Origin of the sequence: Pseudomonas jessenii (genome assembly GCF_002236115.1) — a bacterium.
Taxonomy (GTDB): domain Bacteria; phylum Pseudomonadota; class Gammaproteobacteria; order Pseudomonadales; family Pseudomonadaceae; genus Aquipseudomonas; species Aquipseudomonas jessenii.
Window position 1 is genome coordinate 278,395 of record NZ_NIWT01000002.1, and the last position, 26,149, is coordinate 304,543.

23 protein-coding genes and 1 pseudogene are annotated in these 26,149 nt (G+C 61.6%); 19 read left to right on the forward strand and 5 right to left on the reverse strand.

Going from position 1 to position 26,149, the window contains the following annotated elements:
• The first annotated feature begins 28 nt into the window (after positions 1-28).
• From cobO to PSJE_RS05940, 14 genes and pseudogenes are all read left to right on the forward strand, one after another.
• Positions 29-640, forward strand: coding sequence for a cob(I)yrinic acid a,c-diamide adenosyltransferase (cobO, locus tag PSJE_RS05880; protein WP_057715808.1), 612 nt, complete (start codon positions 29-31; stop codon positions 638-640).
• Positions 637-1,974 carry a cobyrinic acid a,c-diamide synthase CobB gene (locus PSJE_RS05885; protein ID WP_090453913.1) on the forward strand — a complete coding sequence of 446 codons (1,338 nt, stop codon included), beginning with the start codon at positions 637-639 and terminating at the stop codon, positions 1,972-1,974. Before cobO ends, PSJE_RS05885 begins: the two co-directional genes overlap by 4 nt.
• Positions 1,971-2,621 (forward strand): 5,6-dimethylbenzimidazole synthase, encoded by a 651-nt coding sequence (gene bluB / locus PSJE_RS05890; protein WP_090453914.1) that lies wholly within the window; start codon positions 1,971-1,973, stop codon positions 2,619-2,621. Before PSJE_RS05885 ends, bluB begins: the two co-directional genes overlap by 4 nt.
• A complete protein-coding gene (gene cbiB / locus PSJE_RS05895; RefSeq protein ID WP_090453916.1) occupies positions 2,618-3,526 on the forward strand; it encodes an adenosylcobinamide-phosphate synthase CbiB in 909 nt (302 codons plus the stop codon). Before bluB ends, cbiB begins: the two co-directional genes overlap by 4 nt.
• The gene (gene cobD / locus PSJE_RS05900) at positions 3,519-4,511 is read left to right on the forward strand and encodes a threonine-phosphate decarboxylase CobD (RefSeq protein WP_090453918.1); all 993 of its coding nucleotides are present in this window, start codon (positions 3,519-3,521) and stop codon (positions 4,509-4,511) included. The genes cbiB and cobD overlap by 8 nt, the downstream gene beginning before the upstream one ends.
• The gene (locus PSJE_RS05905; protein WP_090453920.1) at positions 4,508-5,959 is read left to right on the forward strand and encodes a cobyric acid synthase; all 1,452 of its coding nucleotides are present in this window, start codon (positions 4,508-4,510) and stop codon (positions 5,957-5,959) included. Before cobD ends, PSJE_RS05905 begins: the two co-directional genes overlap by 4 nt.
• Positions 5,960-6,107: 148 nt before the next feature.
• Positions 6,108-6,629, forward strand: a complete 522-nt coding sequence (cobU, locus tag PSJE_RS05910; RefSeq protein WP_090453922.1) for a bifunctional adenosylcobinamide kinase/adenosylcobinamide-phosphate guanylyltransferase — start codon at positions 6,108-6,110, stop codon at positions 6,627-6,629.
• Entirely contained in the window at positions 6,626-7,681 is a 1,056-nt protein-coding gene (gene cobT / locus PSJE_RS05915; RefSeq protein WP_090453924.1) for a nicotinate-nucleotide--dimethylbenzimidazole phosphoribosyltransferase, read from the forward strand. Before cobU ends, cobT begins: the two co-directional genes overlap by 4 nt.
• Positions 7,678-8,253, forward strand: coding sequence for an alpha-ribazole phosphatase family protein (cobC, locus tag PSJE_RS05920; RefSeq protein WP_090453926.1), 576 nt, complete (start codon positions 7,678-7,680; stop codon positions 8,251-8,253). Before cobT ends, cobC begins: the two co-directional genes overlap by 4 nt.
• A 2-nt stretch (positions 8,254-8,255) precedes the next feature.
• Complete coding sequence (locus tag PSJE_RS05925; RefSeq protein ID WP_090453928.1) at positions 8,256-8,987, forward strand: adenosylcobinamide-GDP ribazoletransferase; 732 nt, start codon at positions 8,256-8,258, stop codon at positions 8,985-8,987.
• Between the two features lie 173 nt (positions 8,988-9,160).
• The gene (locus PSJE_RS05930; RefSeq protein ID WP_046037619.1) at positions 9,161-9,565 is read left to right on the forward strand and encodes a MarR family winged helix-turn-helix transcriptional regulator; all 405 of its coding nucleotides are present in this window, start codon (positions 9,161-9,163) and stop codon (positions 9,563-9,565) included.
• Positions 9,566-9,617: 52 nt separating this feature from the next.
• Positions 9,618-10,825, forward strand: a pseudogene (locus PSJE_RS05935) (MFS transporter).
• Positions 10,822-10,944 (forward strand): hypothetical protein, encoded by a 123-nt coding sequence (locus PSJE_RS31915; protein WP_008051054.1) that lies wholly within the window; start codon positions 10,822-10,824, stop codon positions 10,942-10,944. The pseudogene PSJE_RS05935 and the gene PSJE_RS31915 overlap by 4 nt, the downstream one beginning before the upstream one ends.
• 55 nt (positions 10,945-10,999) lie before the next feature.
• The gene (locus PSJE_RS05940) at positions 11,000-11,566 is read left to right on the forward strand and encodes a glutathione peroxidase (protein ID WP_090453930.1); all 567 of its coding nucleotides are present in this window, start codon (positions 11,000-11,002) and stop codon (positions 11,564-11,566) included.
• A gap of 180 nt (positions 11,567-11,746) precedes the next feature.
• Here the strand turns inward: PSJE_RS05940 and PSJE_RS05945 are convergent, their stop codons facing one another.
• From PSJE_RS05945 to PSJE_RS05955, 3 genes are all read right to left on the reverse strand, one after another.
• Positions 11,747-13,027, reverse strand: a complete 1,281-nt coding sequence (locus PSJE_RS05945; RefSeq protein ID WP_057715795.1) for an OmpP1/FadL family transporter — start codon at positions 13,025-13,027, stop codon at positions 11,747-11,749.
• 146 nt (positions 13,028-13,173) lie between these two features.
• Positions 13,174-13,656, reverse strand: coding sequence for a hypothetical protein (locus PSJE_RS05950; protein ID WP_007984504.1), 483 nt, complete (start codon positions 13,654-13,656; stop codon positions 13,174-13,176).
• A gap of 278 nt (positions 13,657-13,934) precedes the next feature.
• Positions 13,935-14,159: a hypothetical protein gene (locus PSJE_RS05955; protein ID WP_008051046.1), complete on the reverse strand. Its 225-nt coding sequence runs from the start codon at positions 14,157-14,159 to the stop codon at positions 13,935-13,937.
• Positions 14,160-15,166: 1,007 nt separating this feature from the next.
• Here PSJE_RS05955 and PSJE_RS05965 point away from each other — a divergent pair.
• Positions 15,167-15,490 (forward strand): SEL1-like repeat protein, encoded by a 324-nt coding sequence (locus PSJE_RS05965; RefSeq protein WP_090453933.1) that lies wholly within the window; start codon positions 15,167-15,169, stop codon positions 15,488-15,490.
• Between the two features lie 175 nt (positions 15,491-15,665).
• A complete protein-coding gene (locus PSJE_RS05970) occupies positions 15,666-17,030 on the forward strand; it encodes a DNA recombination protein RmuC (protein ID WP_162252406.1) in 1,365 nt (454 codons plus the stop codon).
• 171 nt (positions 17,031-17,201) lie between these two features.
• On the opposite strand, the gene PSJE_RS05975 is transcribed toward PSJE_RS05970, so the two are convergent.
• Positions 17,202-20,672: a hybrid sensor histidine kinase/response regulator gene (locus PSJE_RS05975; RefSeq protein WP_090453934.1), complete on the reverse strand. Its 3,471-nt coding sequence runs from the start codon at positions 20,670-20,672 to the stop codon at positions 17,202-17,204.
• Between the two features lie 221 nt (positions 20,673-20,893).
• On the reverse strand, positions 20,894-21,430 hold the full coding sequence (locus PSJE_RS05980) for a TetR/AcrR family transcriptional regulator (RefSeq protein ID WP_090453935.1): 537 nt from the start codon (positions 21,428-21,430) through the stop codon (positions 20,894-20,896).
• Positions 21,431-21,578: 148 nt separating this feature from the next.
• On the opposite strand from PSJE_RS05980, the gene PSJE_RS05985 reads away from it, so the two are divergent.
• The 3 genes from PSJE_RS05985 to PSJE_RS05995 all read left to right on the forward strand — a co-directional run bounded on the left by PSJE_RS05985 (position 21,579) and on the right by PSJE_RS05995 (position 26,041).
• The gene (locus PSJE_RS05985; protein WP_090453936.1) at positions 21,579-22,769 is read left to right on the forward strand and encodes an MFS transporter; all 1,191 of its coding nucleotides are present in this window, start codon (positions 21,579-21,581) and stop codon (positions 22,767-22,769) included.
• 149 nt (positions 22,770-22,918) lie between these two features.
• Positions 22,919-24,070: a TDT family transporter gene (locus PSJE_RS05990; RefSeq protein ID WP_090453938.1), complete on the forward strand. Its 1,152-nt coding sequence runs from the start codon at positions 22,919-22,921 to the stop codon at positions 24,068-24,070.
• A gap of 96 nt (positions 24,071-24,166) precedes the next feature.
• Positions 24,167-26,041: an MFS transporter gene (locus PSJE_RS05995; protein WP_090453940.1), complete on the forward strand. Its 1,875-nt coding sequence runs from the start codon at positions 24,167-24,169 to the stop codon at positions 26,039-26,041.
• The last annotated feature ends 108 nt before the right edge of the window (positions 26,042-26,149 follow it).

Sequence of the window (26,149 nt, forward strand, 5' to 3'; positions counted from 1 at the left end):
TATTCCTGCCTCAACGGAGAGCTCCCCCATGACTGATACCCCCGATCGTGACGAACGCCACCTGGCGCGCATGCAGCGCAAAAAAGCCGTGATCGACGAGCGCATCGCCAATTCCCCGAACGAGTGTGGCCTGCTACTGGTGCTGACCGGCAACGGCAAGGGCAAGAGCAGTTCGGCCTTCGGCATGCTTGCCCGCGCCATGGGGCACGGCATGCAATGCGGCGTGGTGCAGTTCATCAAGGGCCGCAACAGTACGGGGGAGGAGTTGTTCTTCCGGCGCTTTCCCGAGCAGGTGCGTTTTCATGTGATGGGCGAAGGCTTTACCTGGGAAACCCAGGACCGCCAGCGCGACATCGCCGCCGCCGAAGCGGCCTGGGCAGTGTCGCAGCAACTGCTGCGCGATCCGTCCATCGGTCTGGTGGTGCTCGATGAGCTGAACATCGCTCTCAAGCACGGCTACCTCGATCTCGATCAAGTGCTCAGCGACTTGCAGGCCCGGCCGCCGATGCAACACGTGGTGGTCACCGGTCGTGCCGCCAAGCCGGAGATGATCGAGATGGCTGACACCGTCACCGAAATGGGCGTGATCAAGCACGCCTTTCAAGCCGGGATCAAAGCGCAGAAAGGCGTCGAATTGTGAGTCAGCCTCGGCACTGTCCGGCGGTACTGATTGCCGCGCCGGCCTCTGGCCAGGGCAAGACCACCGTCACCGCGGCACTGGCCCGATTGCATCGCAATCAGGGGCGTAAGGTCCGAGTGTTCAAGTGCGGGCCCGACTTTCTCGATCCGATGATCCTCGAGCGCGCCAGCGGTGCGCCGGTGTATCAGCTGGACATGTGGATGGTCGGCGAGCAGGAGAGTCGCCGGTTGCTGTGGGAAGCCGCCGCTGAAGCCGACCTGATCCTGATCGAAGGCGTCATGGGGTTGTTCGACGGTACGCCGTCGAGCGCCGATCTGGCGCGGCATTTCGGTGTACCGGTGCTGGGGGTGATCGATGGCACCGCCATGGCCCAGACCTTTGGCGCATTGGCCCTGGGGCTGGCGCGTTATCAGCCGGACTTGCCGTTTGCCGGCGTGCTGGCCAATCGTGTCGGCACGCAGCGCCACGCGCAACTGCTCGAAGGCAGCCTGACTGAGGGGTTGCGCTGGTACGGCGCGCTGTCCCGGGAAACCGGGATCGAATTGCCGAGCCGGCACCTGGGGCTGGTGCAGGCCAGTGAGTTGAACGATCTCGACCTGCGCCTCGACGCGGCAGCCGATGCCCTGGCCAGCAGTTGCGAGGTCGCGCTGCCACCGGCAGTCGAATTCGCCGCCCCTGATGTCATCGCGGCCGAACCGCTGCTGGCCGGTGTACGCATTGCCGTCGCCCGCGATGAAGCCTTTGCGTTCACCTACGGCGCGAGCCTGGATCTGCTGCGGGCGATGGGCGCCGAGTTGTCATTCTTCTCACCGATCCGCGACCGTGCGTTGCCGCAGGCGGACAGCCTGTATCTGCCGGGCGGCTACCCGGAACTGCACCATGTTGCGCTGGCGCAAAACACCGCGATGCTCGATGCGATCCGCGCCCACCACCGGGCAGGCAAACCGTTGCTCGCCGAGTGTGGCGGCATGCTGTATCTGCTCGACTCCCTGACCGATGTCGAAGGCACTCGCGCCGAACTGGTTGGCTTGCTGGCTGGTGATGCGGTCATGCAAAAGCGCCTGGCAGCGCTGGCTTTGCAAGCGGTGGAACTGCCGGAAGGCTCGCTGCGCGGGCACACCTATCACCATTCGCTGACCACCACTGAACTGGCGCCGATTGCCCGTGGCTTGAGCCCTAACGGCGGGCGCGGAGCGGAGGCGGTCTACCGTGAGGGGCGGATGACTGCCTCTTACGTGCACTTTTATTTTCCGTCGAACCCCTCGGCGATTGCCGCGCTGTTTGCGCCTGACCAAAACCCTGTGGGAGCGAGCCTGCTCGCGAAGAGGCCATGAGCGACAACGCATTCTCCGAAGCCGAGCGCGCGGCGGTGTACCGCGCCATCGCCGAGCGCCGCGACATGCGCCACTTCAGCGGCGGCACCGTCGAGCCCGAATTGCTCCGTCGTCTGCTCGAAGCCGCGCATCAGGCCCCCAGTGTCGGCCTGATGCAGCCCTGGCGCTTCATCCGCATCAGCGATCGCGCCTTGCGCGGGCAAATCCAGGCCCTGGTAGAAGAAGAACGCATCCGCACCGCCGAAGCCCTTGGCGAGCGCAGCGATGAGTTCATGAAGCTCAAGGTGGAAGGCATCAACGATTGCGCCGAGGTGCTGGTCGCCGCACTGATGGATGACCGCGAGCAGCATATCTTCGGCCGCCGCACGCTGCCGGAAATGGACATGGCTTCGTTGTCCTGCGCGATCCAGAACCTGTGGCTGGCGTCCCGTGCCGAAGGGCTGGGCATGGGGTGGGTGTCGCTGTTCGAACCACAGGCACTGGCGGACCTGTTGAGATTGCCGCCGGGTGCCAAGCCGTTGGCCGTGCTGTGCCTGGGGCCGGTCAAAGAGTTCTATCCGGCGCCGATGCTGGTGCTCGAAGGCTGGGCGCAGGCGCGTCCGCTACATGAATTGCTGTATGAAAATTATTGGGGAGTGAGTCAATGAGTGTGGCGTTGTTGAGTGTCGCCGCGGTTGCGCTGGATGCGCTGCTGGGTGAACCCAAACGCTGGCATCCGCTGGTGGCGTTCGGCCGTTTTGCCGAGCGCATCGAGCAACGTTTCAACGGCGGCGGTCGCGGCTGGCGCAGCCATGGCGTCACCGCGTGGGTGATTGCCGTGTTGCCACTGACGCTACTGGCCACGGCATTCTCCTGGGCGCCTTATGTCGGCTGGATCGTCGAGATTCTCGCGCTCTATTGCGCCCTCGGCATGCGCAGCCTCGGTGAGCACGTCACGCCTGTGGCCAAGGCCCTGCGCAGTAATGACCTGGAAGCGGCGCGCACGCGGGTGAGCTATCTGGTCAGCCGCCAGACCAGCGAACTGGATGAAACCGAAGTTGCCCGTGCCGCTACCGAGTCGGTACTGGAAAACGGAAGCGATGCGGTGTTCGCAGCGTTGTTCTGGTTTGCCGTGGCGGGCGCGCCGGGCGTGGTGCTCTACCGCCTGAGCAATACGCTGGATGCGATGTGGGGTTATCGCAATGAGCGCTTCGAACGGTTCGGCTGGGCGGCGGCGAAGGTCGACGACGTACTCAATTACATTCCTGCGCGCCTGGTGGCACTGACATACGCGCTGCTGGGCAAAACCCGGCTGGCATTGAAATGCTGGCGCACCCAGGCCCCGACCTGGGATAGCCCGAACGCCGGCCCGGTGATGGCGGCAGGGGCGGGTGCCCTTGGTGTCGAATTGGGTGGGGCGGCGATTTATCACGGCGAACTGCATCAGCGTCCGCAGTTGGGCGAAGGTGTGCCGGCGGATGCCGACTCGATTGACCGGGGCTGGCAATTGGTCCAGCGCGGGGTATGGTTATGGCTGCTGATTCTCTGCCTGGGGGCCGAATTTTATGCTTGAGCACGGTGGGCGACTGCGCAAGGCGGCGCTCGAATACGGCATAGATGAAGCCGACTGGCTGGACCTGTCCACCGGCCTTGCGCCCTGGCCGTTTCCGGTGCCGGATATTCCGCTGCGGGCCTGGGCCCGTTTGCCGGAGACGGACGACGGTCTGGAGCAGGCCGCCTGTGATTACTACGGCACCTTGCAGGCATTGCCGGTGGCCGGCTCGCAAATGGCGATTCAACTGCTGCCGCGATTGCGTCGGGCGGGCAAGGTCGGCGTACTGTCGCCGTGTTATGCCGAGCACGCCGAAGCGTGGCGTCGCAACGGCTACATCGTGCGTGAAGTGCTGGAGCAGGAAGTCGACTTCTTTATCGACAGTTTCGACGTGCTGGTGGTGGTCAATCCGAATAACCCCACGGGTCTGAGCCTCACTCCCAGTCGGCTGCTCGACTGGCACACGCGACTGGCGCAGCGCGGTGGCTGGCTGGTGGTGGACGAAGCGTTCATGGATAACACGCCGCAACTGAGCCTGGCGCCGTTTGCCCATCAAGTCGGATTGATCGTCTTGCGTTCCTTCGGCAAGTTTTTCGGCCTGGCCGGTGTGCGCCTGGGGTTTGTGCTGGCCGAGCGCAAGTTGCTCAAGTTGCTGGCAGAACAAGTGGGGCCGTGGGCCGTGAGCGGGGCAACCCGGGTAGTGGGCCAGGCCTGTCTGCGCGATACCGAGGGACAAACGCGGCAACGGGTGCGCACCGAAGAGGCCAGCGAGCGCCTTGCGTCGTTGCTCGAACAGCACGGCTTCGAGCCCCAGGGCGGTTGTGCGCTGTTCCAGTGGCTGATCACCGAGCGCGCCGAAGAGCTGCATGAATTCATGGCCCAGCGCGGCATTCTCCTGCGGTTGTTCACGCACAACAGCAGCCTGCGATTCGGCTTGCCCGGTGACGAAATCGCCTGGGTACGACTGGCGCTGGCGTTCGACGATTTCGCCAAGGAAAACCAATGACCACGCTGATGGTGCAGGGCACCACATCGGATGCCGGTAAAAGCACGCTGGTAACCGCGTTGTGCCGCTGGGTCACGCGTCAGGGCGTCAGGGTGGTGCCGTTCAAGCCACAGAACATGGCCCTCAACAGCGCGGTGACCGCCGACGGTGGCGAGATCGGCCGCGCCCAGGCGGTACAGGCCCAGGCCGCGCACCTCGAACCGCACACCGACATGAACCCGGTGTTGCTCAAGCCCAACAGTGACACCGGTGCCCAGGTGATCATCCATGGCCGCGCTGTCACGACCATGAATGCGGTCGCCTATCACGACTACAAAACCATCGCCATGCAAGCGGTGCTGGCCTCCCACGAGCGCTTGAGCGCGGCGTATCCGCTGGTGATGGTCGAGGGTGCGGGCTCGCCGGCGGAAATCAATCTGCGGGCCGGGGACATCGCCAACATGGGCTTCGCCGAAGCGGTGGATTGCCCGGTGCTGCTGATCGCCGATATCAATCGCGGCGGGGTTTTTGCCCATCTCGTAGGCACCCTCGAACTGCTGTCGCCGAGCGAACAGGCGCGGGTCAAAGGCTTCATCATCAATCGTTTTCGTGGTGATATCGCGTTGCTGCAACCCGGTCTGGACTGGCTTGAAGAGCGCACCGGCAAACCGGTGATCGGCGTGCTGCCCTACGTGATGGATCTGCACCTGGAGGCCGAGGACGGCATCGATCAACGCCAGACCGATAAAGCCGAACAGGTGCTCAAGGTGGTGGTGCCGGTGCTGCCGCGCATCAGCAATCACACCGATTTCGATCCGCTGCGCCTGCATCCGCAAGTGGACCTGCAATTCATCGGCCCCGGCCAGGCGATTCCGCCCGCCGACCTGATTATCCTTCCCGGCTCGAAAAGTGTGCGCAGCGACCTCGCGTACCTGCGAGCCAACGGCTGGGACACCGCCATCGCCCGGCATCTGCGTTACGGCGGGAAACTGCTGGGGATCTGTGGCGGCCTGCAGATGCTCGGTGAGCAGGTACATGACCCGCTGGGCCTCGAAGGTGCGCCGGGTTCCAGTGCCGGTTTGGGGCTGCTGGCGTTCCAGACCCAGCTCGAACAAGAGAAGCAGTTGCGCAATGTGCGTGGTCGCCTGGCGCTGGAAGATGCGTCGGTGGCGGGCTATGAAATTCATGCCGGCGTGACCACCGGACCGGCCCTGGAACATGCCGCCGTGCATCTGGATGACGGCCGCTGTGATGGTGCGCAAAGTGCCGACGGGCAGATTTTCGGCACCTACCTGCACGGGCTGTTCGAATCGCCGGCGGCGTGCAGTGCACTGCTGCGCTGGGCCGGGTTGCAGGATGTGCAGGCGGTGGATTACCACGCCTTGCGCGAGCGTGATATCGAGCGGCTGGCGGATCTGGTGGAGAAGCATCTGGATACTTCTCTGCTGCGTCAGCTCTGTGGGTTCTGAGGTGGCTGTTGCGGCCCCATCGCGAGCAAGCTCGCTCCCACAGGTTATGAGGTGTAATCAAAATGTATGTTCAGCCTGGATCAATTGTGGGAGCGAGCTTGCTCGCGATGAGGGCCGTCGCCTCCCCGAAGATTTTAAGGAATAAGCAATGCTCCAACTGATCCTCGGCGGCGCCCGTTCCGGCAAGAGTCGCCTGGCTGAAAAACTCGCCATCGACAGCGCCCTGGCCGTGACCTACATCGCCACCAGCCAGCCACTGGACGGAGAAATGAGCGAGCGGGTGGCCCATCACCGGGCCCGTCGTCCTGCCGAATGGGCCTTGATCGAAGAACCGGTGGAACTGGCCCGGGTGCTGCGTGAGTCCGCCCGTGTCGACCGTTGCCTACTGGTGGATTGCCTGACCCTGTGGCTGACCAATCTGCTGATGCTCGACGATGCCGAGCGCTTGCACGCCGAGCGTGATGCCTTGCTGGACTGCCTGGCGTCGCTGCCGGGTGAAATCATTTTTGTCAGCAACGAGACCGGAATGGGTGTCGTGCCGCTGGGCGAATTGACTCGCCGCTATGTCGATGAAGCCGGTTGGCTGCATCAAGCTCTGGCTGAGCGTTGTCAGCGTGTCGTACTGACCGTCGCCGGCCTGCCCCTGACTCTGAAAGGAACTGCGTTATGACTCAATCCTGGTGGCTGAACCCGTGCAAGCCGGTCGATACCCAAGCGGTCGAACAGGCCCAGGCACGGCAACAGCAACTGACCAAGCCGGCCGGCTCCCTCGGTCAGCTGGAAGCGCTGGCGGTGCAGCTGGCGGGATTGCAGGGGCGGGTCAAGCCAAGCCTGGAGCAGGTGTGGATCGCGATTTTTGCCGGCGACCATGGCGTCGTCGCCGAGGGCGTGTCGGCGTTTCCCCAGGAAGTCACCGGGCAGATGCTGCTCAACTTCGTCAGCGGTGGCGCGGCGATCAGCGTGCTGGCGCGGCAACTGGGCGCTTCCCTTGAGGTGGTGGATCTTGGCACGGTGACGCCGTCGCTAAACCTGCCGGGCGTGCGCCATCTGAATGTCGGCCCCGGCACCGCGAATTTTGTACAGGGACCGGCCATGACCCAGGCCCAGGGGCAACTCGCCTTGCAGGCCGGTCGTGACAGCGTGCAGCGGGCAATTGCCACCGGTGCGCAGTTGTTTATCGGTGGCGAAATGGGCATCGGTAACACCACCGCTGCCAGTGCATTGGCGTGTGCGCTACTCGATTGCCCGGTGGTGCATTTGACCGGGCCTGGCACCGGGCTCAATGCCGAAGGTGTCAGCCACAAGGCCCAGGTCATCGAGCGCGCCCTGGCATTGCATGGCGCGCAGCGTGGCGATGCCTTGCAGACCCTGTTCAACCTCGGCGGCTTTGAGATCGCCGCGCTGGTCGGTGCCTATCTCGCGTGTGCCCAGGAAGGTGTCGCGGTGCTGGTGGATGGCTTCATTTGCAGTGTCGCGGCGCTAGTAGCGGTGCGCTTGAATCCAGAGTGTCGTCAGTGGCTGTTGTTCGGTCATCGCGGCGCCGAGCCGGGGCATCGTCATGTGCTGGAAACCCTGGATGCGCAACCCTTGCTCGATCTCGGCCTGCGGCTTGGTGAAGGCAGTGGTGCGGCGTTGGCTGTGCCGCTGCTGCGCCTGGCTTGCGACCTGCACGGGCAAATGGCGACCTTTGCCGAAGCCGCCGTGGCAGATCGTCCGGCATGACCTTGCGCGTGGATCTGTTGCGTCACGGTGAAACCGAACTCGGCGGCGGCCTGCGCGGCAGTATCGATGATACGTTGACCGACACGGGCTGGGCGCAGATGCGCGCCGCCGTGATCGGGCAAGGTCCGTGGGATCGGCTGGTCAGTTCGCCGTTGCAGCGTTGTGCGCGGTTTGCCGAGGAACTCGCTGCGCAACTGGGTGTTCCGGTGCAACTGGACAAAGACCTGCAAGAGTTGCATTTCGGTGCTTGGGAAGGGCAGAGCGCGGCGGCGTTGATGGAAACCGACGCGCAGGCCCTGGGTTTGTTCTGGGCCGATCCCTATTCGTTCACGCCGCCTCAGGGTGAGCCGGTTGCAGACTTTTCGGCACGGGTGCTGGCAGCGCTGGAGCGTTTGCACGCGACCTGTGCCGGTGAGCGCATTCTACTGATCAGCCATGGTGGTGTGATGCGTCTGTTGCTGGCACAGGCGCGCGGGTTGCCACGGGAGCAACTGCTCAACGTTGAGGTCGGGCATGGTGCACTGTTTTCGCTGACGGTGGAGCCTGCGGGCGTGTTGAAGGAAGTGCTCTGACCATGCTGCCATTCTGGATTGCCCTGCAATTTCTCAGCAGCCTGCCGATTCGCCTGCCCGGAATGCCTGAGCCCCGGGAAATGGGGCGGTCGCTGCTGTTTTATCCGCTGGTGGGATTGCTCTTTGGCGCGATTCTGTGGGCAGTCAACTGGCTGTTGCTGGGTACACCAACCTTGCTGCACGCGGCGTTGTTGCTGAGCCTTTGGGTGCTGCTCAGCGGCGGCTTGCATCTCGATGGCCTGGCGGACAGCGCCGATGCCTGGCTCGGCGGTTTTGGCGACCGTGAGCGCACGCTGACCATCATGAAAGACCCGCGCAGCGGGCCGATCGCCGTGGTGACGCTGGTGCTGGTGTTGTTGCTTAAATTCACCGCACTGCTGGCGTTGATCGAGCAGCCGCATTCGCTGGCCTTGATCATTGTGCCGTTGATCGGTCGCAGCGCATTGCTCGGCTTGTTCCTGACTACGCCCTATGTGCGTGCCGGTGGCCTGGGCCAGGCATTGGCCGATCATCTTCCGCGTTCGCCGGGCAAGCAGGTGTTGGCGGTCAGCGCATTGGCTTGTGTGTTGATCGCCGGCGTCAGTGGAGCGCTGGCGGTGGTGTTGGCGGCGCTGGGGTTTGTCTGGCTGCGCCAGGTGATGTTGCGGCGCCTGGGGGGCACGACAGGGGACACGGCGGGCGCGATGCTGGAGTTGCTGGAAGTTGCAGTGCTGGTAGGCTTGGCGTTGGCCTGATCGGGTTGTGTTGAATGTTCCGGCCTCTTCGCGGGCAAGCCCGCTCCCACATTGGAATGCGATCAACTGTGGGAGCGAGCTTGCTCGCGATGGCGATCTACAGGACACCGCCCAATCACTGAACAAACCCCATGCCACTTGATTTAACCGACTCGCGGGTATATACACGCACCATGCTCGATTCCCAATGTTTATGCATCAACCTGCGTCGCGCCGCCCGTGGCGTCAGCAGGCACTACGACGGCGCTCTCGACGGCTTCGGGATCAACGTTGCGCAGTATTCTTTGCTGTGCAATCTGCAGCGTCTGGATCAGCCGAGCATCTCGACCCTGGCCGAGGCCATGGGCCTGGACCGCAGCACCCTGGGGCGCAATTTGCGTGTGCTGGAGGGCGATGGCCTGGTGACGCTGGTCGAGGGCGAGGACATGCGCAACCGCATCGTCCTGCTGACCGAGGCCGGGGCAGAGCGCCTCAAGGCTGCCTTGCCGGCCTGGGAAGCCGCGCAGCAGCGTTTGATCGATCGCCTGGGTGCCGAGAAGCGCGAAACCTTATTGAAGCTGCTGGACGAACTGGCATGATGCCGGTTTTTTCGATCTTAAGCGGGTATATACCCGCTATTGGAGAATAACAATGACATCGATGTGGCGTACTTGCGGCTGGGTTCTGTTGGGAGTGCGCTGATCCTTGCGTTGTCTCTGGGTGTTCGCCATGGCTTCGGGCTGTTTCTGGCGCCGATGAGCGCCGAGTTCGGTTGGGGCCGTGAAGTCTTTGCCTTCGCCATCGCCCTGCAAAACCTGATCTGGGGCCTCGCCCAGCCATTCACTGGTGCCCTGGCCGACCGCTTCGGCGCAGCGAAAGTGGTGCTGATCGGTGGCGTCCTGTACGCGGCCGGGCTGATTTGCATGGGGCTCTCCGACTCGGCGATGACCCTGTCCCTGAGCGCCGGCCTGCTGATCGGCATCGGACTGTCGGGTACGTCGTTCTCGGTGATCCTGGGGGTGGTCGGCCGCGCGGTGCCACCGGAAAAACGCAGCATGGGCATGGGGATCGCGAGTGCGGCCGGTTCGTTCGGCCAGTTCGCGATGTTGCCCGGCACGCTCGGTTTGATCGGATGGCTTGGCTGGTCCGCGGCGCTGCTGGCGCTGGGCTTGCTGGTGGCGTTGATCGTGCCGCTGGTGGGCATGCTCAAGGACAAGCCGCTGCCCGTCCTGGGCCACGAACAGACCCTTGGCGAAGCGCTGCGCGAAGCCTGCTCCCATTCCGGCTTCTGGCTGCTGGCGTTCGGCTTTTTCGTGTGCGGATTCCAGGTGGTGTTCATCGGTGTGCACCTGCCGGCCTATCTGGTGGATCAACACCTTCCGGCGACGGTCGGCACCACGGTGCTGGCACTGATCGGCCTGTTCAACATCTTCGGCACCTATACCGCGGGATGGCTCGGCGGGCGCATGTCCAAGCCGCGTTTGCTCACCGGGTTGTACTTGCTGCGGGCGGTGGTCATTGCGTTGTTCCTGTGGGCACCGGTGACCACCACCACGGCTTATCTTTTCGGCATGGCCATGGGCTTCCTGTGGTTGTCGACGGTGCCATTGACCAACGGTACGGTGGCGACCTTGTTTGGTGTGCGAAACCTGTCCATGCTCGGTGGGATTGTTTTCCTGTTTCACCAACTCGGTTCGTTCCTGGGCGGCTGGTTGGGTGGCGTGGTGTATGACCGAACCGGGAGTTATGACTTGATCTGGCAAGTGGCGATTCTCTTGAGCCTGTTGGCCGCTGCCCTCAACTGGCCGGTGCGTGAGCGGCCGGTAGAGCGTCTGCAATCACAAATGAGTGCGATATGAACAACCTTTGGCCACGGATCGCTGTAGCCGCCGTCTGCGCCTTATTGCTGGCGTTGTCGTGGTGGGGCTGGCATCAGGGCGGGCTGGCGCTGATGCAGTTGGGCATGGGTGCTTGCTAGCGAGCGGCGAGGGCGAGTAACGTCGCTTTTGACGAATTATCAAGGGTGCACCGACATGCTGATGCGCTGGATTGCAGTTCCCGCGTTGCTGGTGGCGTTTACCGGGCTGGCCTACGCGGCCGAGTGCCCGGAGCTGTTGCAAGGATCACTGCAAAAGCTGCGCGCCAAGGAATCCATCGATTTGTGCCAGCGCTTCGCCGGTAAACCGTTGGTGGTGGTCAATACCGCAAGCTTCTGTGGCTTTGCTCCGCAGTTCAAAGGCCTTGAGGCGCTGAACCAGCGCTTCAAGGATCAAGGGCTGGAGGTAATTGGCGTTCCGTCCAATGACTTCAAGCAGGAGTCAAAGGATGGCGCCGAGACTGCCAAGGTCTGCTACGTCAACTATGGTGTGACCTTCACCATGACCGAGCCGCAAAGGGTTCGCGGCGACGATGCGACGCACTTGTTCAAGGTCCTCGCCAGTCAAAGCAGCGCGCCGAAGTGGAATTTCTACAAGTATGTGGTGGACCGCCAAGGCAAGGTGGTCGCCAATTTCTCCAGCCTGACCAAGCCGGACGATCCCGAGTTCATTGCGGCGGTGGAAAAGGCCCTGGCTTCGCCACCACTTGTTTCGACCCCCTGACCTGTAGGAGCGAGCTTGCTCGCGAAAATCTCAAGGCGCCTCGTAAATCCTGAAAGTACGCGTCATCGTTCGCGTTCATCGCCAGCAGGCTCGCTCCTACAAATGAAAAGCCCCGCCTCCGTGAGGAGAGCGGGGCTTTTGTGATTCCGATGGCGAGCGGTTCAGGCTCGCCGGGAATCATCAGAAGCGGTAGGTCGCGCCGAGACCGAAGCCGTTCGCGTAGTTGTCATACTTGGCGTTGTAGGTCTGGCCATGGTCGTCGCCGTTGACCTTGACCGATTCCTCGCGCAGGTACGAGTACGCCAAGTCGATGGTCAGGTCGTCGGTCGGGCTCCAGCCGGCGCCCACGCTGAAAATCGTGCGATCGCCAGTCGGGATGCGTGGGGAACGGTCGACGTTGTTGGTCGGTGCCTGGTCAACGGACAGGCCGGTACGCAGTACCCATTGCTTGTTCAACTGGTAGGACGCACCGATGGCGTGAGCCCAGGTATCGTGCCAGTTCTGTTCTTCGGTGATGGTGCCGAACTGGCCGTTCAGAACCGCCGGAACACCTGTGTTTTCAACGGTGATTTCTTTCAGGCGGCTCCAACGGGTCCAGGTGCTGCCTGCGTAAAGAGTCCACTTGTCGTCGAGCTGGTGAGTGACCGAAAAGTCCACCGATTCAGGTGTAGTCACATCCAGCGAAGCGTCGTATTTCTGGCTCGGGTTCTGGCCGACCAGGCCCAGCAGGTTGTAGTTGACCTTGGTGTCACCCTCGAGCTTGTACTTCACTTTCGAGTGGTAGGTCAGGCCGACACGTGTGCTGTCGGTGGCTTGGACCAGCACGCCGATGTTGTAGCCCAGGGCGGTGTCGTCACCCTTGATCTTGACATGACCATCGGGCAAATTCGTTAAGGTCGGCAAGGCCGTTATGTTCGATTCCAGGCTGCCGTCGATGCGGTTGATGGTCGGGCCGAAACCGATGGAAACCTTGTCGTTGAAGGCGTAGCTGACAGTCGGTTGCACGGTGACGATCTTGACTTCGCTCTTGCTGCCGAAGTAACGACCCTCAAAGCCGTTTTCGTAGTCGGTTACCAGGCCGAACGGGGCGTATATGCCAATACCGAAGGCCCAATGGTCGTCGATTGGCTTGACGTAGTAACCCATGGGCACAGCGATGAACGGAACCATGTCGCCGTCATTGCTGCCACGATTGTTCGGGGAGGAGCTTGCGTGGCTGATGTCAGTGTGTGCGTCGATCATCGCAACACCGCCGGTAACTTGTTCGCGCTTGATGCGCGACATGCCGGCAGGGTTGCCAAAAATGGTGGATGCGTCGTCGGCAGAGGAAGATCGCCCGGCAAAACCTGACCCCATCCCGCTGATGCTTTGTTCGTTGAGGGCAAAGCCACTTGCAAAGATCTGGGTGGATGCCATGGCAACGGCGAGACTAATGGTGGTTTTGAGCATTACTTTTTTCATTATTAGAACTCCTGGTGATCACCGGGGCGAAAATTACCAACATTTTCGTCCCGGCGCCATAGGCTGTATGCCTTGATTTAGAGCGGTTTTGTAGGACAATCCGACCAAAATCGCGGCGTGTTGCGCGATCTTTGGATCCAGGTGTGTCAGCAGGCTACCTGATTCAACGGTGAAACACAGGTTTGCCAGGCGCAGGTGAAATCACGCAGACGTCCCTGGGGCTGAAATGTCTGGCGCCAGATTCTGGCCATACCCAGCAAATCATCAGGGGCGGGGAGGGGGGTGTTCTGTTCTTCCACCAGCAGCCAGGCGATGGCAGTGGCGTAACGCAGGTTGACGGTCAACTCGAGGTGCGGGCCACTCAGGAACGCATGCTGACTGGCCAGGCCGCGGACCAGGCTCGCACGCTCCGGATCAAGGGCCAGGTAATGGTCCCAAAGGGCCTGGTGACGGGGCTCGGCGATACGGTACAGGCCGTGCCCACGGCGGTCATGCAGGGCGGAACCAAGGGCGGACTGGCTGGCGGCAATGCCCAACAGCAGGGATTCGGCCGTAGCGCTATGGCGTCCGAGGTAGATCAAGGTCGGACGAATCACATAACGGCACAGTTCGCTGGCAGCGATACCCATAAAACCCTCGAAACCTGAAATGGACGGCGATACCTGAAGGGGGGGGCTTGGCAGCAGTGAATCGACTCAGGCTCGCCGCAAGCGGGTCAAGCCGCTTGAGTTGAAGTGTAGTGTCATATTCGCGCTGTAAAGGCCTGTTTTTAAAATATTTCCAGCGATCAGTTATAACCGTTATATCGGATCGTGCTTAGTCGTGATTCGAGGAAAGGGAAATATCGGGCAATAAAAAGCCCCGCTTTTCGGGCAGGGCTTTTGGGTTTTTCAGCCTTTCTGGCGTTTCAGGCAACCAGTGCCTGACGGGTACGCTCGATCACGGCCTGCAGCGGCTCGGCGCTGGAGTATTGATCGGGGTACAGGCGTTCGCTGTGACGAGCGATGCCGTGTTCGTTGACCAGGGTGAAGCTGAAGCAGCCTTTGCGAGCGGCCATGATCAGGCAGTTCATTGGTGCAAAAGCGTTGGTTAGGGTGCGAATGGCATCCTGAGTCTGGATTTGAGTAGACATTATTGGGTGTTCCTACAAATGACACGGATAAGAACCGTGCAGCGTTAAAACGTTCCAGTAACGTCGATCACCATTGATCGAACGAAGAACCCGACTGGAACAAAGCAGCCAGTTTGAAGCGCTGATAAGTTGGCGCGCTTGGGCTGGCAGGTAGGTACTTAGGAGGGCAGGCAACACATCGAGGGCAAAGGTTCTGGGCCCGGGGTGAAGATCCTGATCAATTTGCAGGTTGGTTCGAGCAGAGTAGGCAGGCGGAGCAACATCCTTTGCTTTCGATTCAAAGGTTGTGTTGGCGCAAGATTTACCTGGAAACCATCGAGGTGGTCGATCCCGCTTGTTCGGTGGAGGCTTCCGTCGGGAAGGCTGACCGGGGGGATTTGTTCGACCAGAATTGACTTTCAGCTTGGTACTAACGCCGCGGATACTAACGGATTGAACTGGGCAAGGGAAGTGTGGTAGCGAAAAAAGTTTCCTGGCCGGTGCCTGATCGGGCTGTTTTGTCTTGTGGAGGCGCGCATAAAGCTGCAAGGCCTGGGATTCATGCGCCCTGTTTCGGGACAAAATCCGACCATCGGTCATCGACGTTTGTAGCCGCGCAGCCGTCTGGACACCGGGTTTGCCAGGGCTTATCCCCAGGCATGACAAAAAAATGCGCCGAAAAAGTGCATGGATATAACCATCGTAAAGGCACTTGTGCACATTAGTTGCGCGGTCTGTCACCCCGCTGTCATCTCACGTTCAAGCGTAATGGCTGCCTGTAACCAAAATTTAAGTCAATGAAAAACATCGCTTTTTTTTACTGGTGAAAAAATCGTCAGTTTGACTGCGAGCCCCATTCCACAGGGCTTTGAGCGAGTTCAAGGGCGGTTGTCCACTGAGTTATCCACAGCTTCTGTGGATTGTCCCGAGCGCTTGCTCTAGGACGGGCGTGCCGGGATATTTTCAGCTTTACCTGTAAGAAAAAGAGAGTAAAGTTGCGCGCCTTCTGATCTGCCCCACAGTGCTTTATGAAGTTTCGCTCAGCCCCTGTTTCCTCTTCCTCCACACCGCCCCCTGTTGCCCCTACCAAGCGCTTTTCCATGCGCGTGGCGGAGTGGCTGTTGGACAGTCCGCATCTGGGCGAAAACCGTAACGTCAAACACATCGCCGGACGTCTGCTCAAGCAACCGGCCCGTGAAGGCGTGGTGGCTGCGCAAAGTCGCCTTGGCCAGTTGATGTGCCGCGAATGCGGGAATGCCCGGGACCGCCGGATCGGTCAGGACCTGCTGCGTCAGGCCGCTCGGGCAGGCGATCACCGCGCTCAACAGGAACTGGGGCTGATCGAAGACTGAGCTGTCCAAGACCGGACGCCTTGGTTAACCTTCAAGCTTTATCCGAATGGCAGGAGTGGCTATGGCAATGGACTTGACCAGCGTATTGCTGGGGCTGGCAGCGGCTGCGTTGCCGTTGCTGGTATTGGCCTGGCAACTTCAGCGTCGGGCCAGCACCACGCAAGCCGATGTCGCGCTGCTGCAAGAACGCCTGGCCATGGCGCAACTGGCGCAGGACGGATTGAATGCACAACTCGAATCCAGCCGCGATGAAGCGGCTGATCTGACCCAGGCCAACGCCGCCAAACAAGCTGATCTGGCTGCGCTGCGTCGTGAAGTCGAGTTGCTGCAGATCGAGCGCGACGACGCTCGGGACGCCGCCCATGCGTGGAATATCGAACGCGCCGGCAAAGAAGCCGAATTGCGCCGTCTGGATGCCCAGGCCGCGTCGCTCAATGCCGAATTGCGCGAGCAACAGGACAGCCATCAGCAACGCCTCAACGACCTGCAAGGTTCGCGAGACGAGTTGCGCGCGCAGTTTGCCGAGCTGGCGGGGAAAATTTTCGATGAGCGCGAGCAGCGTTTTGCCGAAACCAGCCAGCAGCGCCTGGGGCAGTTGCTCGATCCACTCAAGGAACGCATCCAGTCCTTCGAAAAACGTGTCGAGGAAAGCTATCAGAACGAGGCCCGTGAGCGTTTCTCCCTGGCCAAGGAGTTGGAGCGCTTGCAACAGCTGAATTTGCGCTTGAGCGATGAAGCCACCAACCTGACCCGCGCCTTGAAAGGGCAGAAGACCCAGGGCAATTGGGGCGAGCTGATTCTTGAGCGCGTGCTCGAGCATGCGGGGCTGGAGAAGGGCCGCGAGTACCAGACTCAGGTCAATCTCAAGGGGCCGGACGGCGAGCGCTTCCAGCCGGACGTGATCATTTATCTGCCGGGCGACAAGCAGGTGGTGGTCGACTCCAAGGTCAGCCTGACGGCCTATCAGCAATACGTCGCGGCTGAGGACGAGGCCATCGGCCAGATCGCCATCAAGCAGCACGTCCTGTCGTTGCGCAATCACGTCAAAGGCCTGGCCGGCAAGGATTACAAGCGCCTCGATGGCTTGCACAGCCTGGATTTCGTGTTGCTCTTCGTGCCGATCGAGGCGGCGTTTTCTGCCGCATTGCAAGCTGAGCCGACGCTGTTTCAGGAGGCATTCGACCGCAACATCGTGATCGTCAGCCCCACCACGTTGCTGGCGACCCTGCGGGTCATCGACAGCCTGTGGAAACAGGAGCGCCAGAGCCAGAATGCCCGGGAAATCGCCGAGCGGGCCGGGTGGCTGTACGACAAGTTCGTGCTGTTCATCCAGGATCTGGACGAGGTCGGCAATCGCCTGCAGCAACTGGACAAGGCCTACAGTTCGGCACGCAACAAGCTGACAGAGGGGCGCGGCAACCTGGTCAGTCGCAGTGAACAACTCAAGCTGCTGGGCGCGCGGGCAAGCAAGAGTCTGCCGGCGGACTTGCTGGAGCGGGCGATGACCGATGTGGATGGATTGGTCGAGTTACCGGAGTAGCCCCGGGCGAGCGTGGACCTTGTGGCGAGGGGGCTTGCCCCCGTTCGGCTGCGCAGCAGTCGTCAGTCCGGCAACGCGTTTTATCTGAAGAGGCTCATTGAATGGTTTGGGGCCGCTGCGCAGCCCAACGGGGGCGAGCCCCCTCGCCACAGGAGGCTGTGTTGAACCTCGTTACAATGGTATGTACCGGCTCAACAACGCCCGCAACGCCGCCGGTTTCACCGGTTTGGCCAAGTAATCCAGCCCCGCGGCATGCACCAGGTCGACCGTCTCCGGCCGGCCATCGGCGCTGATCACCACGCCAGGGACCGGCTCGCCCATTTGCGTGCGCAACCAGGCCATCAAATCGGTTCCGGTCTCGCCATGATCGAGGTGGTAGTCCACCAGCGCCAATTGCGGGCGCATGCCTTCGCCCAGCAACGCGGCGCATTCCTCGCGATTGCGCGCGGTCCAGACCTGGCAACCCCAGCGGCTGAGCAGGCTGTTCATGCCGATCAGGATGCTGTCTTCATTATCGATACAGAGCACCTGCGCGCCATTGAGCAATTTGCCATTGAACTCGGCGACCTTGACCGGCGCTGCGGTTTGCGCCCGGGCCAGCGGCACACTGACGCTGAACACGCTACCGCGTCCCGGCCAGGAGCGTACGCGCAAGGTATGACCGAGCACGCGACATAGCCCGTCGGCAATCGCCAGCCCCAGGCCGAGGCCTTTTTCGGCTCGGGTCTGGTGGCTGTCGAGGCGCTTGAACTCTTCGAAAATCACCTGCAATTTATCTTCCGGAATACCTGGCCCGCGGTCCCAGACTTCCAGGCACAGTTGCTCCTTGTGCCGGCGAACCCCCAGTAGTACCGGCCCTTTGCCGTAGCGGAAAGCGTTGGTCAGGAAGTTCTGCAAAATCCGTCGCAGCAATTTGATGTCGCTGTCGACCCGTAACGTGCTTGCGCGAACCCGGAACTCCAGTTTTTGCTCTCGCGCCAGCACCTTGAACTCTGTACCGAGGGTATCGAACAGTTCGTTGAGGGCGAATGGCTGGCGATTCGGATTGATCTTGCCGTTTTCCAGGCGGGAAATGTCCAGCAAGTCGCTGATCAAGTCCTCGGCCGAGCGCAGCGAACTGTCCAGGTGTCCGACCAGTTTCTGCGCTTCGCCGGACAAACCATCTTCCTGATGGGAGAGGGCGGCGGAGAACAGACGCGCCGCGTTCAACGGTTGCATCAAGTCATGGCTGACGGCCGCGAGGAAACGGGTCTTGGACTGGTTGGCCGCCTCGGCGGTGCCTTTGGCTTCGGTCAGGGCAACGTTGAGCTGCGATAATTCGTGGGTCCGTTCGGTGACCCGTTGCTCCAGGCCTTCGTTGGCTTCGGTCAGCGCCTGTTCGGCTTCGCGGAACGCGGTGATGTCGGTGAAACTCATGACGAAGCCGCCGCCGGGCATCGGATTGCCGATCAGTTCGATCACCCGGCCATTGGGGAACATCCGCTCGGAAGTATGCGCGCGGCCCTGACGCATCCAGTGCAGGCGGCGGGCAACGTGCACTTCGGCTTCGCCGGGGCCGCACAATCCGCGCTCGGCGTTGTAGCGAATGATGTCGGCAATGGGGCGGCCGATACTGATCAAGCCGTCCGGGTAATTGAACAGTTCAAGATAGCGGCGGTTCCAGGCCACCAGTTTCAGCGACTGGTCGACCACGCTGATGCCCTGGGTGATGTTCTCGATGGCGCCTTGCAGCAAGGCGCGGTTGAATTGCAGCACCTCCGAGGCTTCGTCGGCGATGCGCACGACGTCCTCCAGTTGCATCTCCCGGCCTTCAATGGCGGCTTTTACCACCGCGCGGGTCGAAGAGGCACCCAGCACACCGGCCAGCAAGCGTTCGGTGTGGGAGATCCATTCACTGTCGGCGTTCTGGTTAGGGTTGAAGCCCTTGCCCTGGCGATAGGCAAAACGGATGAAGCTTTGACGGGCGCGTTCTTCGCCGACGAAGCGCGCCGCCAGTTGCAGCAGGTCATTGATCTGCACTGCCAGCATCGAGCGTGCGCTGGGGCGGGCGCTGATTTCCTGGCCGATGAAGCGACCTGCCTGCCAGTGCTCGGAAACCCGGGTGCGGGACAGCACCGAGACCCAGGCGAACAATGTGAAGTTGCCTGCCAGCGACAGCACCACGCCCTGGGTCAGCGGGGTGATCGGCAGGTTCAGTGGATTGCTGTGCAACCAGGCCAGCCCCGGGAACGTGTTCAAGGACAGGCCGAGACTGAGGGCGGCAATCGGCAGGATCAAGGTGTAGAACCACAGGAAGGTGCCTGCGGCGAGGCCAGCGAAAACACCGCGGCGGTTGGCCTGTTTCCAGTACAGGGCGCCGAGCATGGCGGGGGCCAGCTGGGTCACGGCAGCGAAGGCGATCTGGCCGATTGTCGCCAGGCTGGCGGTCGAGCCCAGCAGGCGATAACTGACGTAGGCCAGCAGCAGAATCACCACGATGCTGACGCGGCGCACCGACAGCATCCACTGGCGGAACACTTCGAACGGGCGCTCGGCGTTGTTGCGACGCAGCAGCCAAGGCAGCAGCATGTCGTTGGACACCATGGTCGACAGCGCCACGCTGGCCACGATCACCATGCCGGTGGCGGCCGATGCACCACCGATAAACGCCAGCAGGGCCAACGCCGGATGCGCCTGGGCCAGGGGCAGGCTGATGACAAACGAGTCCGGCAACACCGAGCTGGGCAGCATCATCTGGCCGGCCAGGGCGATCGGCACGACAAACAAGGCGGCGAGGGCGAGGTAGGCCGGGAATACCCACTTGGCCAGGCGCAGATCCTGGGGATCGATGTTCTCGACAACGGTCACGTGGAACTGCCGTGGCAGGCAAATGATCGCCATCATCGCCACACCGGTCTGCACCACCATCGACGGCCAGTTGATGGTTTCCTTCCAGTACTGTTCAAGGCGCGGCGCAAGCATGGCCTGGTCGAACAGGTCGTCGAAACCGTCGTACAGGCCATAGGTCACGAAGGCGCCGACGGCGAGAAACGCGAACAGCTTCACCAATGATTCGAAGGCGATGGCCAGCACCATGCCGCGGTGGTGCTCCGTGGCGTCGAGGTTGCGGGTACCGAAGACGATGGTGAACAGCGCCAGCACTAGCGACACAATCAGAGCGGTGTCCTGGGCACGGGTGCCCATGGCGTCGGCACCGGCGCCGATAAGCAGGTTCACGCCGAGCACGATGCCTTTGAGCTGTAGCGCAATGTAGGGCAACACACCGACCAGGCAAATCAGCGCCACCACCACCGCCAGCGACTGGGATTTGCCATAGCGTGCGGCGATGAAGTCGGCGATCGATGTGATGTTCTCCTGTTTGCTGATCATCACCATTTTTTGCAGGACCCACGGCGCGCCGACCAGCAACAGGATCGGCCCGAGGTAGATCGGCAGGAACGACCAGAGCTGTTCGGCGGCCTGGCCCACGGCGCCGAAAAAGGTCCAGCTGGTGCAGTAGACAGCCAGCGACAGGCTATACACCCACGCCCGCACACGCGGCGGCAAGGGCGCGCTGCGACGGTCGCCATAGAAGGCGATGGCGAACAGGATGGCCATATAGGCCAGGGCGACGACGGCAATCAGCCCGGTGGACAGCGACATGGGGACTCCAGACAAAAGACATCCGGACCTCCCGCCCGGACAGACAGTCTCGCACGACCGCCAGCGTTAGTCAGTGTCGACCAAGGTCGTGGCGTGGCGGGGTGTCGCAGGGGGATTTGCAGTGTCTGGACGGGCCCCATCGCGAGCAAGCTCGCTCCCACATTTGCCCTGTGTTCGCCCCCCCCCCCCCTGTGGGAGCGAGCTTGCTCGCGATAGGGGACTTACTGGCTGAACGCGATCTCGATCAACCGATGCAACTCTTCGATCTCCAGCGGCGCCTCGGCAAACAGGATGCGAAACACCGTCGGCGCGGCGATCAGATTGATCAACCGATCGACACTGGGCCTGGGCTCATCCGGATAGCGATCCAGAATCGTCTGCAATTGCCCGCCGATGATTGTCGCGCAATAACTCGGCTTCAGTGCCGCCTGCACGTCGCACAGCATGTTGCGGCCGGGCTCGGAACTCATTTCGTCCAGGTACTGCTCCGCCCAAGCCCGCACGTCGCCGTGAAGGCTGCCGGTGTTGGCCGGTTCGTTGTCGGGCTGCATGCGGGCGAGGGCGACGTCTGCCAGCAGCGCCGACACATCGCCCCAGCGTCGATAGATGGTGGACGGCGTGACGCCCGCGCGCGCTGCAATTTGCGGCACCGTCACGCTGGCGCGGTCCTGCTCCTCAAGGAGTTGGCGCACGGCCGAATGAATCGACTCTTGCACCCGGGCGCTGCGGCCGCCGGGGCGTAATGTGGGAGCTGTCATCTTGTGTTTCCTGTATTGCACCGGATCTTGCGGCTGGCAACCGGTCCCTAAAGCCATGCATCGGACCTTAACACAAAGAATTTGCTTTAAGAGGGATCCAGTAGCACACTCCGCAAAAGCAAAAAATTAGCTTTTGCGGAGTGTGTCGATGCCCGGTTCTCATTCAAATCGTGCCAGCCTGTGGTTTTTGGCCGTTACCTTGCTCAGTTTCCTGGCGGCCTCCACTGCGCCGACGCCGCTGTATCACCTGTATCAGGAGCAGATGCAGTTTTCGGCAGCGACCCTGACCCTGATTTTCGGCGTGTACGCCCTCAGCCTGTTGGCGGCGTTGCTGACGGTCGGCTCGCTGTCGGATTACCTGGGGCGCAAACCGGTGATCTTTACGGCGGTGATGCTGAACATCCTGGCGATGTTGCTGTTTATCCATGCCGACAGCGTCGCCTGGCTGATCAATGCCCGGGTGCTGCAGGGGTTCGCCACCGGCATGGCAACCGCGGTTCTGAGTGCAACGCTGCTCGACACCGACCGCGAGCAGGGGCCGCTGGTCAACAGCGTCGCGCCTTTACTCGGGATGGCTCTGGGGGCGCTGGGTTGTGGTGTGTTGGCCGAGTTTGCCCCCGCGCCGCTGCATTTGACCTTCTGGCTGCTGCTGGCCCTGTTCGCGATGCAGGCCGTGTATGTCTGGCGATTGCGGGAAAGCGTCTCGCGCCAGCCCGGTGTATGGGCCTCATTGCGACCGACCCTGCATGTGCCGGCTCAGGCACGTTCCACTTTGTGGCGGGTGTTGCCGCTCAACACGGCGGTCTGGGCACTCGGCGGTTTTTACGCGTCGCTGGCACCTTCGCTGGTGCGCACGGCGACTGGCTCGACCTCGAATCTGATTGGCGGGGCGACCGTCGCCGCATTGACGGTGACCGGCGCCCTGATGATTTACACCCTGCGCAATCAGGCTGTGACCAAGGCGCTGCAACTGGGCGCCTGTTCGCTGCCGGCGGGAGTCGCCCTGATTCTACTGGGCGTGCACAGCGCCAGTTTGCCGCTGTTTTTCCTCGGCACGCTGGTCGCCGGTTGCGGTTTCGGCGCCGGTTTCCTCGGGGCGGTGCGCAGTCTGGTGCCGCAGGCCTTGCCCCATGAGCGCGCCGGGTTGATGTCGGCATATTATGCGCTGAGTTATCTGGCGTTCTGCCTCCCGGCGCTATTGGCCGGGAACCTGGAGCGCACTTTTGGTCTGGTGGCAACGACCGATGGTTATGGTGCGATGCTGATTGTGCTGGCTCTCAGCGCAATGGCGAGTCTACTGCGATCACGCTCGGCCAGGGTCTGCGAGGCCAACCGGTAGGAACGGCTCGGATATTGGTGATCGAATCGGAAGGGAGTGTCTGACGCTATATAAGTGATATCGATAAGATATAGAGATATTACCCGTTATATAGATATTCTATTCGGATCTAACATGGGCTCTACCTCACGAGAGGACAGGAGTTCGCCATGACATGCGCCAATAGCATCAAGCCCGGAATCAAACCTTTCAGTCATTTGCAGCATCCCCGCGAGGTGATCCGCCAGTTCACCCCCAACTGGTTCGCGGCCACCATGGGCACCGGTGTGCTGGCGTTGGCACTGGCGCAGTTGCCGGTCGCCACACCTGCCTTGCACGCCTTTGCCGAAGCCCTCTGGCTGTTCAATATCGCTCTGTTCCTGCTGTTTACGGCGGTATACACGGCGCGTTGGGTGCTGTTTTTCGACGAGGCGCGGCGGATTTTCGGCCATTCCACGGTTTCGATGTTTTTCGGCACCATCCCCATGGGGCTGGCGACCATCATCAATGGCTTCCTGGTGTTTGGCCTGCCGCGCTGGGGCGACGGTGTGATTCACCTCGCCGAGGTGCTGTGGTGGCTGGATGTGGCCATGTCGCTGGCCTGTGGCGTGCTGATTCCCTACATGATGTTCACCCGTCAGGAGCACAGCATTGACCAGATGACAGCGGTCTGGCTGTTACCGGTGGTCGCGGCAGAAGTGGCGGCCGCCAGCGGGGGCCTGTTGGCGCCGCATTTGGCCGACGCTCATTCGCAACTGATAGTGCTGGTGACCAGCTATGTGCTCTGGGCGTTTTCCCTGCCGGTGGCCTTCAGCATCCTGACCATTCTGTTGCTGCGCATGGCCCTGCATAAACTGCCCCACGAAAACATGGCCGCCTCGAGCTGGCTGGCCCTTGGCCCGATCGGCACCGGTGCCCTGGGCATGCTGGTACTGGGCGGCGATGCACCGCTGATTTTCGCGGCCAACGGTATGCCGGGAGTCGGTGAGATTGCCGCAGGACTGGGTCTGGTGGCCGGCATCACCCTGTGGGGCTTCGGCCTGTGGTGGATGCTGATGGCGTTGCTGATCACTGTGCGCTACCTGCGTGCCGGCATTCCCTTCAATCTTGGCTGGTGGGGCTTCACTTTCCCGCTGGGCGTCTATTCTCTGGCGACGTTGAAACTGGCCAGTATCTTGAGCCTGATGTTCTTCAGTGTGTTTGGCTGCGTGCTGGTGGCGTTGCTGGCGGTGATGTGGCTGATCGTCGGCAAGCGCACGGTGCTGGGCGCCTGGCGTGGCGAGCTGTTTGTCTCGCCGTGCATTGCCGGATTGAAGAAATAACCGGCAAAGATTAGGTAAGGTGTGGCCTGGATCGACTTTTGATAATCCAATAAGAATCCAGGCCACTCGCTACCTAACATCAGGGACACATGGAAGATGAGTCACCCCTCACAGTTCACCTTGCTGCGCACCCGGCGCTTCCTGCCGTTCTTCATCACCCAGTCCCTCGGGGCGTTCAACGACAACGTGTTCAAGCAGTCGTTGATCCTGGCCATTCTGTACAAGCTGACCATCGAAGGTGACCGCTCTGTCTGGGTCAATCTGTGTGCGCTGCTGTTTATCCTGCCGTTTTTCCTGTTCTCGGCCCTGGCCGGGCAATTCGGGGAAAAGTTCGCCAAGGACGCGTTGATCCGCCTGATCAAGCTTGGGGAAATCGCCATCATGGCGGTCGGCGCCGTCGGCTTCATGTTCGATCACCTGTCGTTGATGCTGCTGGCGCTGTTCGCCATGGGCACCCATTCGGCGCTGTTCGGGCCGGTGAAGTACTCGATCCTGCCGCAGGCCCTGCGGGAAGATGAGCTGGTAGGCGGCAACGGCCTGGTGGAAATGGGCACCTTCCTGGCGATCCTGGCCGGTACCATTGGCGCCGGGGTCATGATGTCTTCGGCGCATTACGCGCCGGTGGTGTCCACGGCGATCATCGGCATTGCCGTGCTCGGCTACCTGGCCAGCCGCAGCATTCCCCGGGCGGCGGCGGCCACGCCGCAAATGCGCCTGAACTGGAACATTTTCAGCCAGTCCTGGGCCACGTTGAAGCTGGGCCTGGGGCAAACACCGGCGGTGTCACGCTCGATTGTCGGCAACTCGTGGTTCTGGTTTGTCGGGGCGATTTACCTGACGCAGATCCCGGCCTATGCCAAGGAATGGATGCACGGCGACGAAACCGTTGTGACGCTGATTCTGACGGTGTTCTCGGTCGGCATCGCATTGGGTTCGATGCTGTGCGAGAAACTCTCCGGGCGCAAAGTCGAGATTGGTCTGGTGCCGTTCGGATCGTTCGGCCTGACCGTTTTCGGCCTGCTGCTGTGGTGGCATTCCGGCTCAATACCGGAAAGCGCCGCCGGCCATGGCTGGATCGAGATCCTCGGTTTTGGCCACGCCTGGCTGGTGTTGCTCGACATCCTCGGCCTGGGTGTCTTCGGCGGTTTCTATATCGTGCCGCTTTACGCGCTGATCCAGTCGCGTACCGCCGAGAACGAGCGGGCGCGGGTGATTGCCGCCAACAACATCCTCAATGCGTTGTTCATGGTGGTGTCGGCGATTGTCTCGATCGTCTTGCTGAGTGTGGCCAAGCTGTCGATCCCGCAACTGTTCCTGGTGGTGTCGTTGCTGAACATCGGCGTCAACGCCTACATCTTCAAGATCGTCCCCGAGTTCACCATGCGTTTCATGATCTGGCTGCTCAGCCATTCCATGTACCGCGTCGAACATCGCAATCTGGATTTGATTCCCGATGAGGGCGCGGCGTTGCTGGTGTGCAATCACGTGTCATTCGTCGACGCCTTGCTGATTGGCGGCGCGGTACGTCGGCCGATTCGCTTTGTCATGTACTACAAGATCTACAACCTGCCGGTGTTGAACTTCATCTTCCGTACCGCGGGGACGATTCCGATTGCCGGGCGCCAGGAAGACATCCAGATATATGAGCAAGCCTTCACGCGCATTGCCCGGTATCTGAAGGACGGTGAGTTGGTGTGCATTTTCCCCGAGGGTAAATTGACCGCCGATGGCGAGATCAATGAGTTCAAGGGCGGCTTGACGCGGATTCTCGAAGAGACCCCGGTGCCGGTGATTCCGTTGGCTTTGCAGGGGTTGTGGGGGAGTTTCTTCAGCCGCGATCCGGGTAAAGGACTGTTTCGCCGGTTGTGGTCGCGGGTGACGTTGGTGGCAGGGCCGGCGGTGGCGGTTGAGGTGGCGGAGCCGGTCAAGTTGCAGGCGTTGGTGGGGGATTTGCGTGGGGCCGTCAGATAGCGGTTGTATGCGCGGGCCGCTTCGCGAGCAGGCTCGCTCCCACAAGGGATCCACGGTGTGTCGCAGATTGTCGCAACACCTTCGATTCCTGTGGGAGCGAGCTTGCTC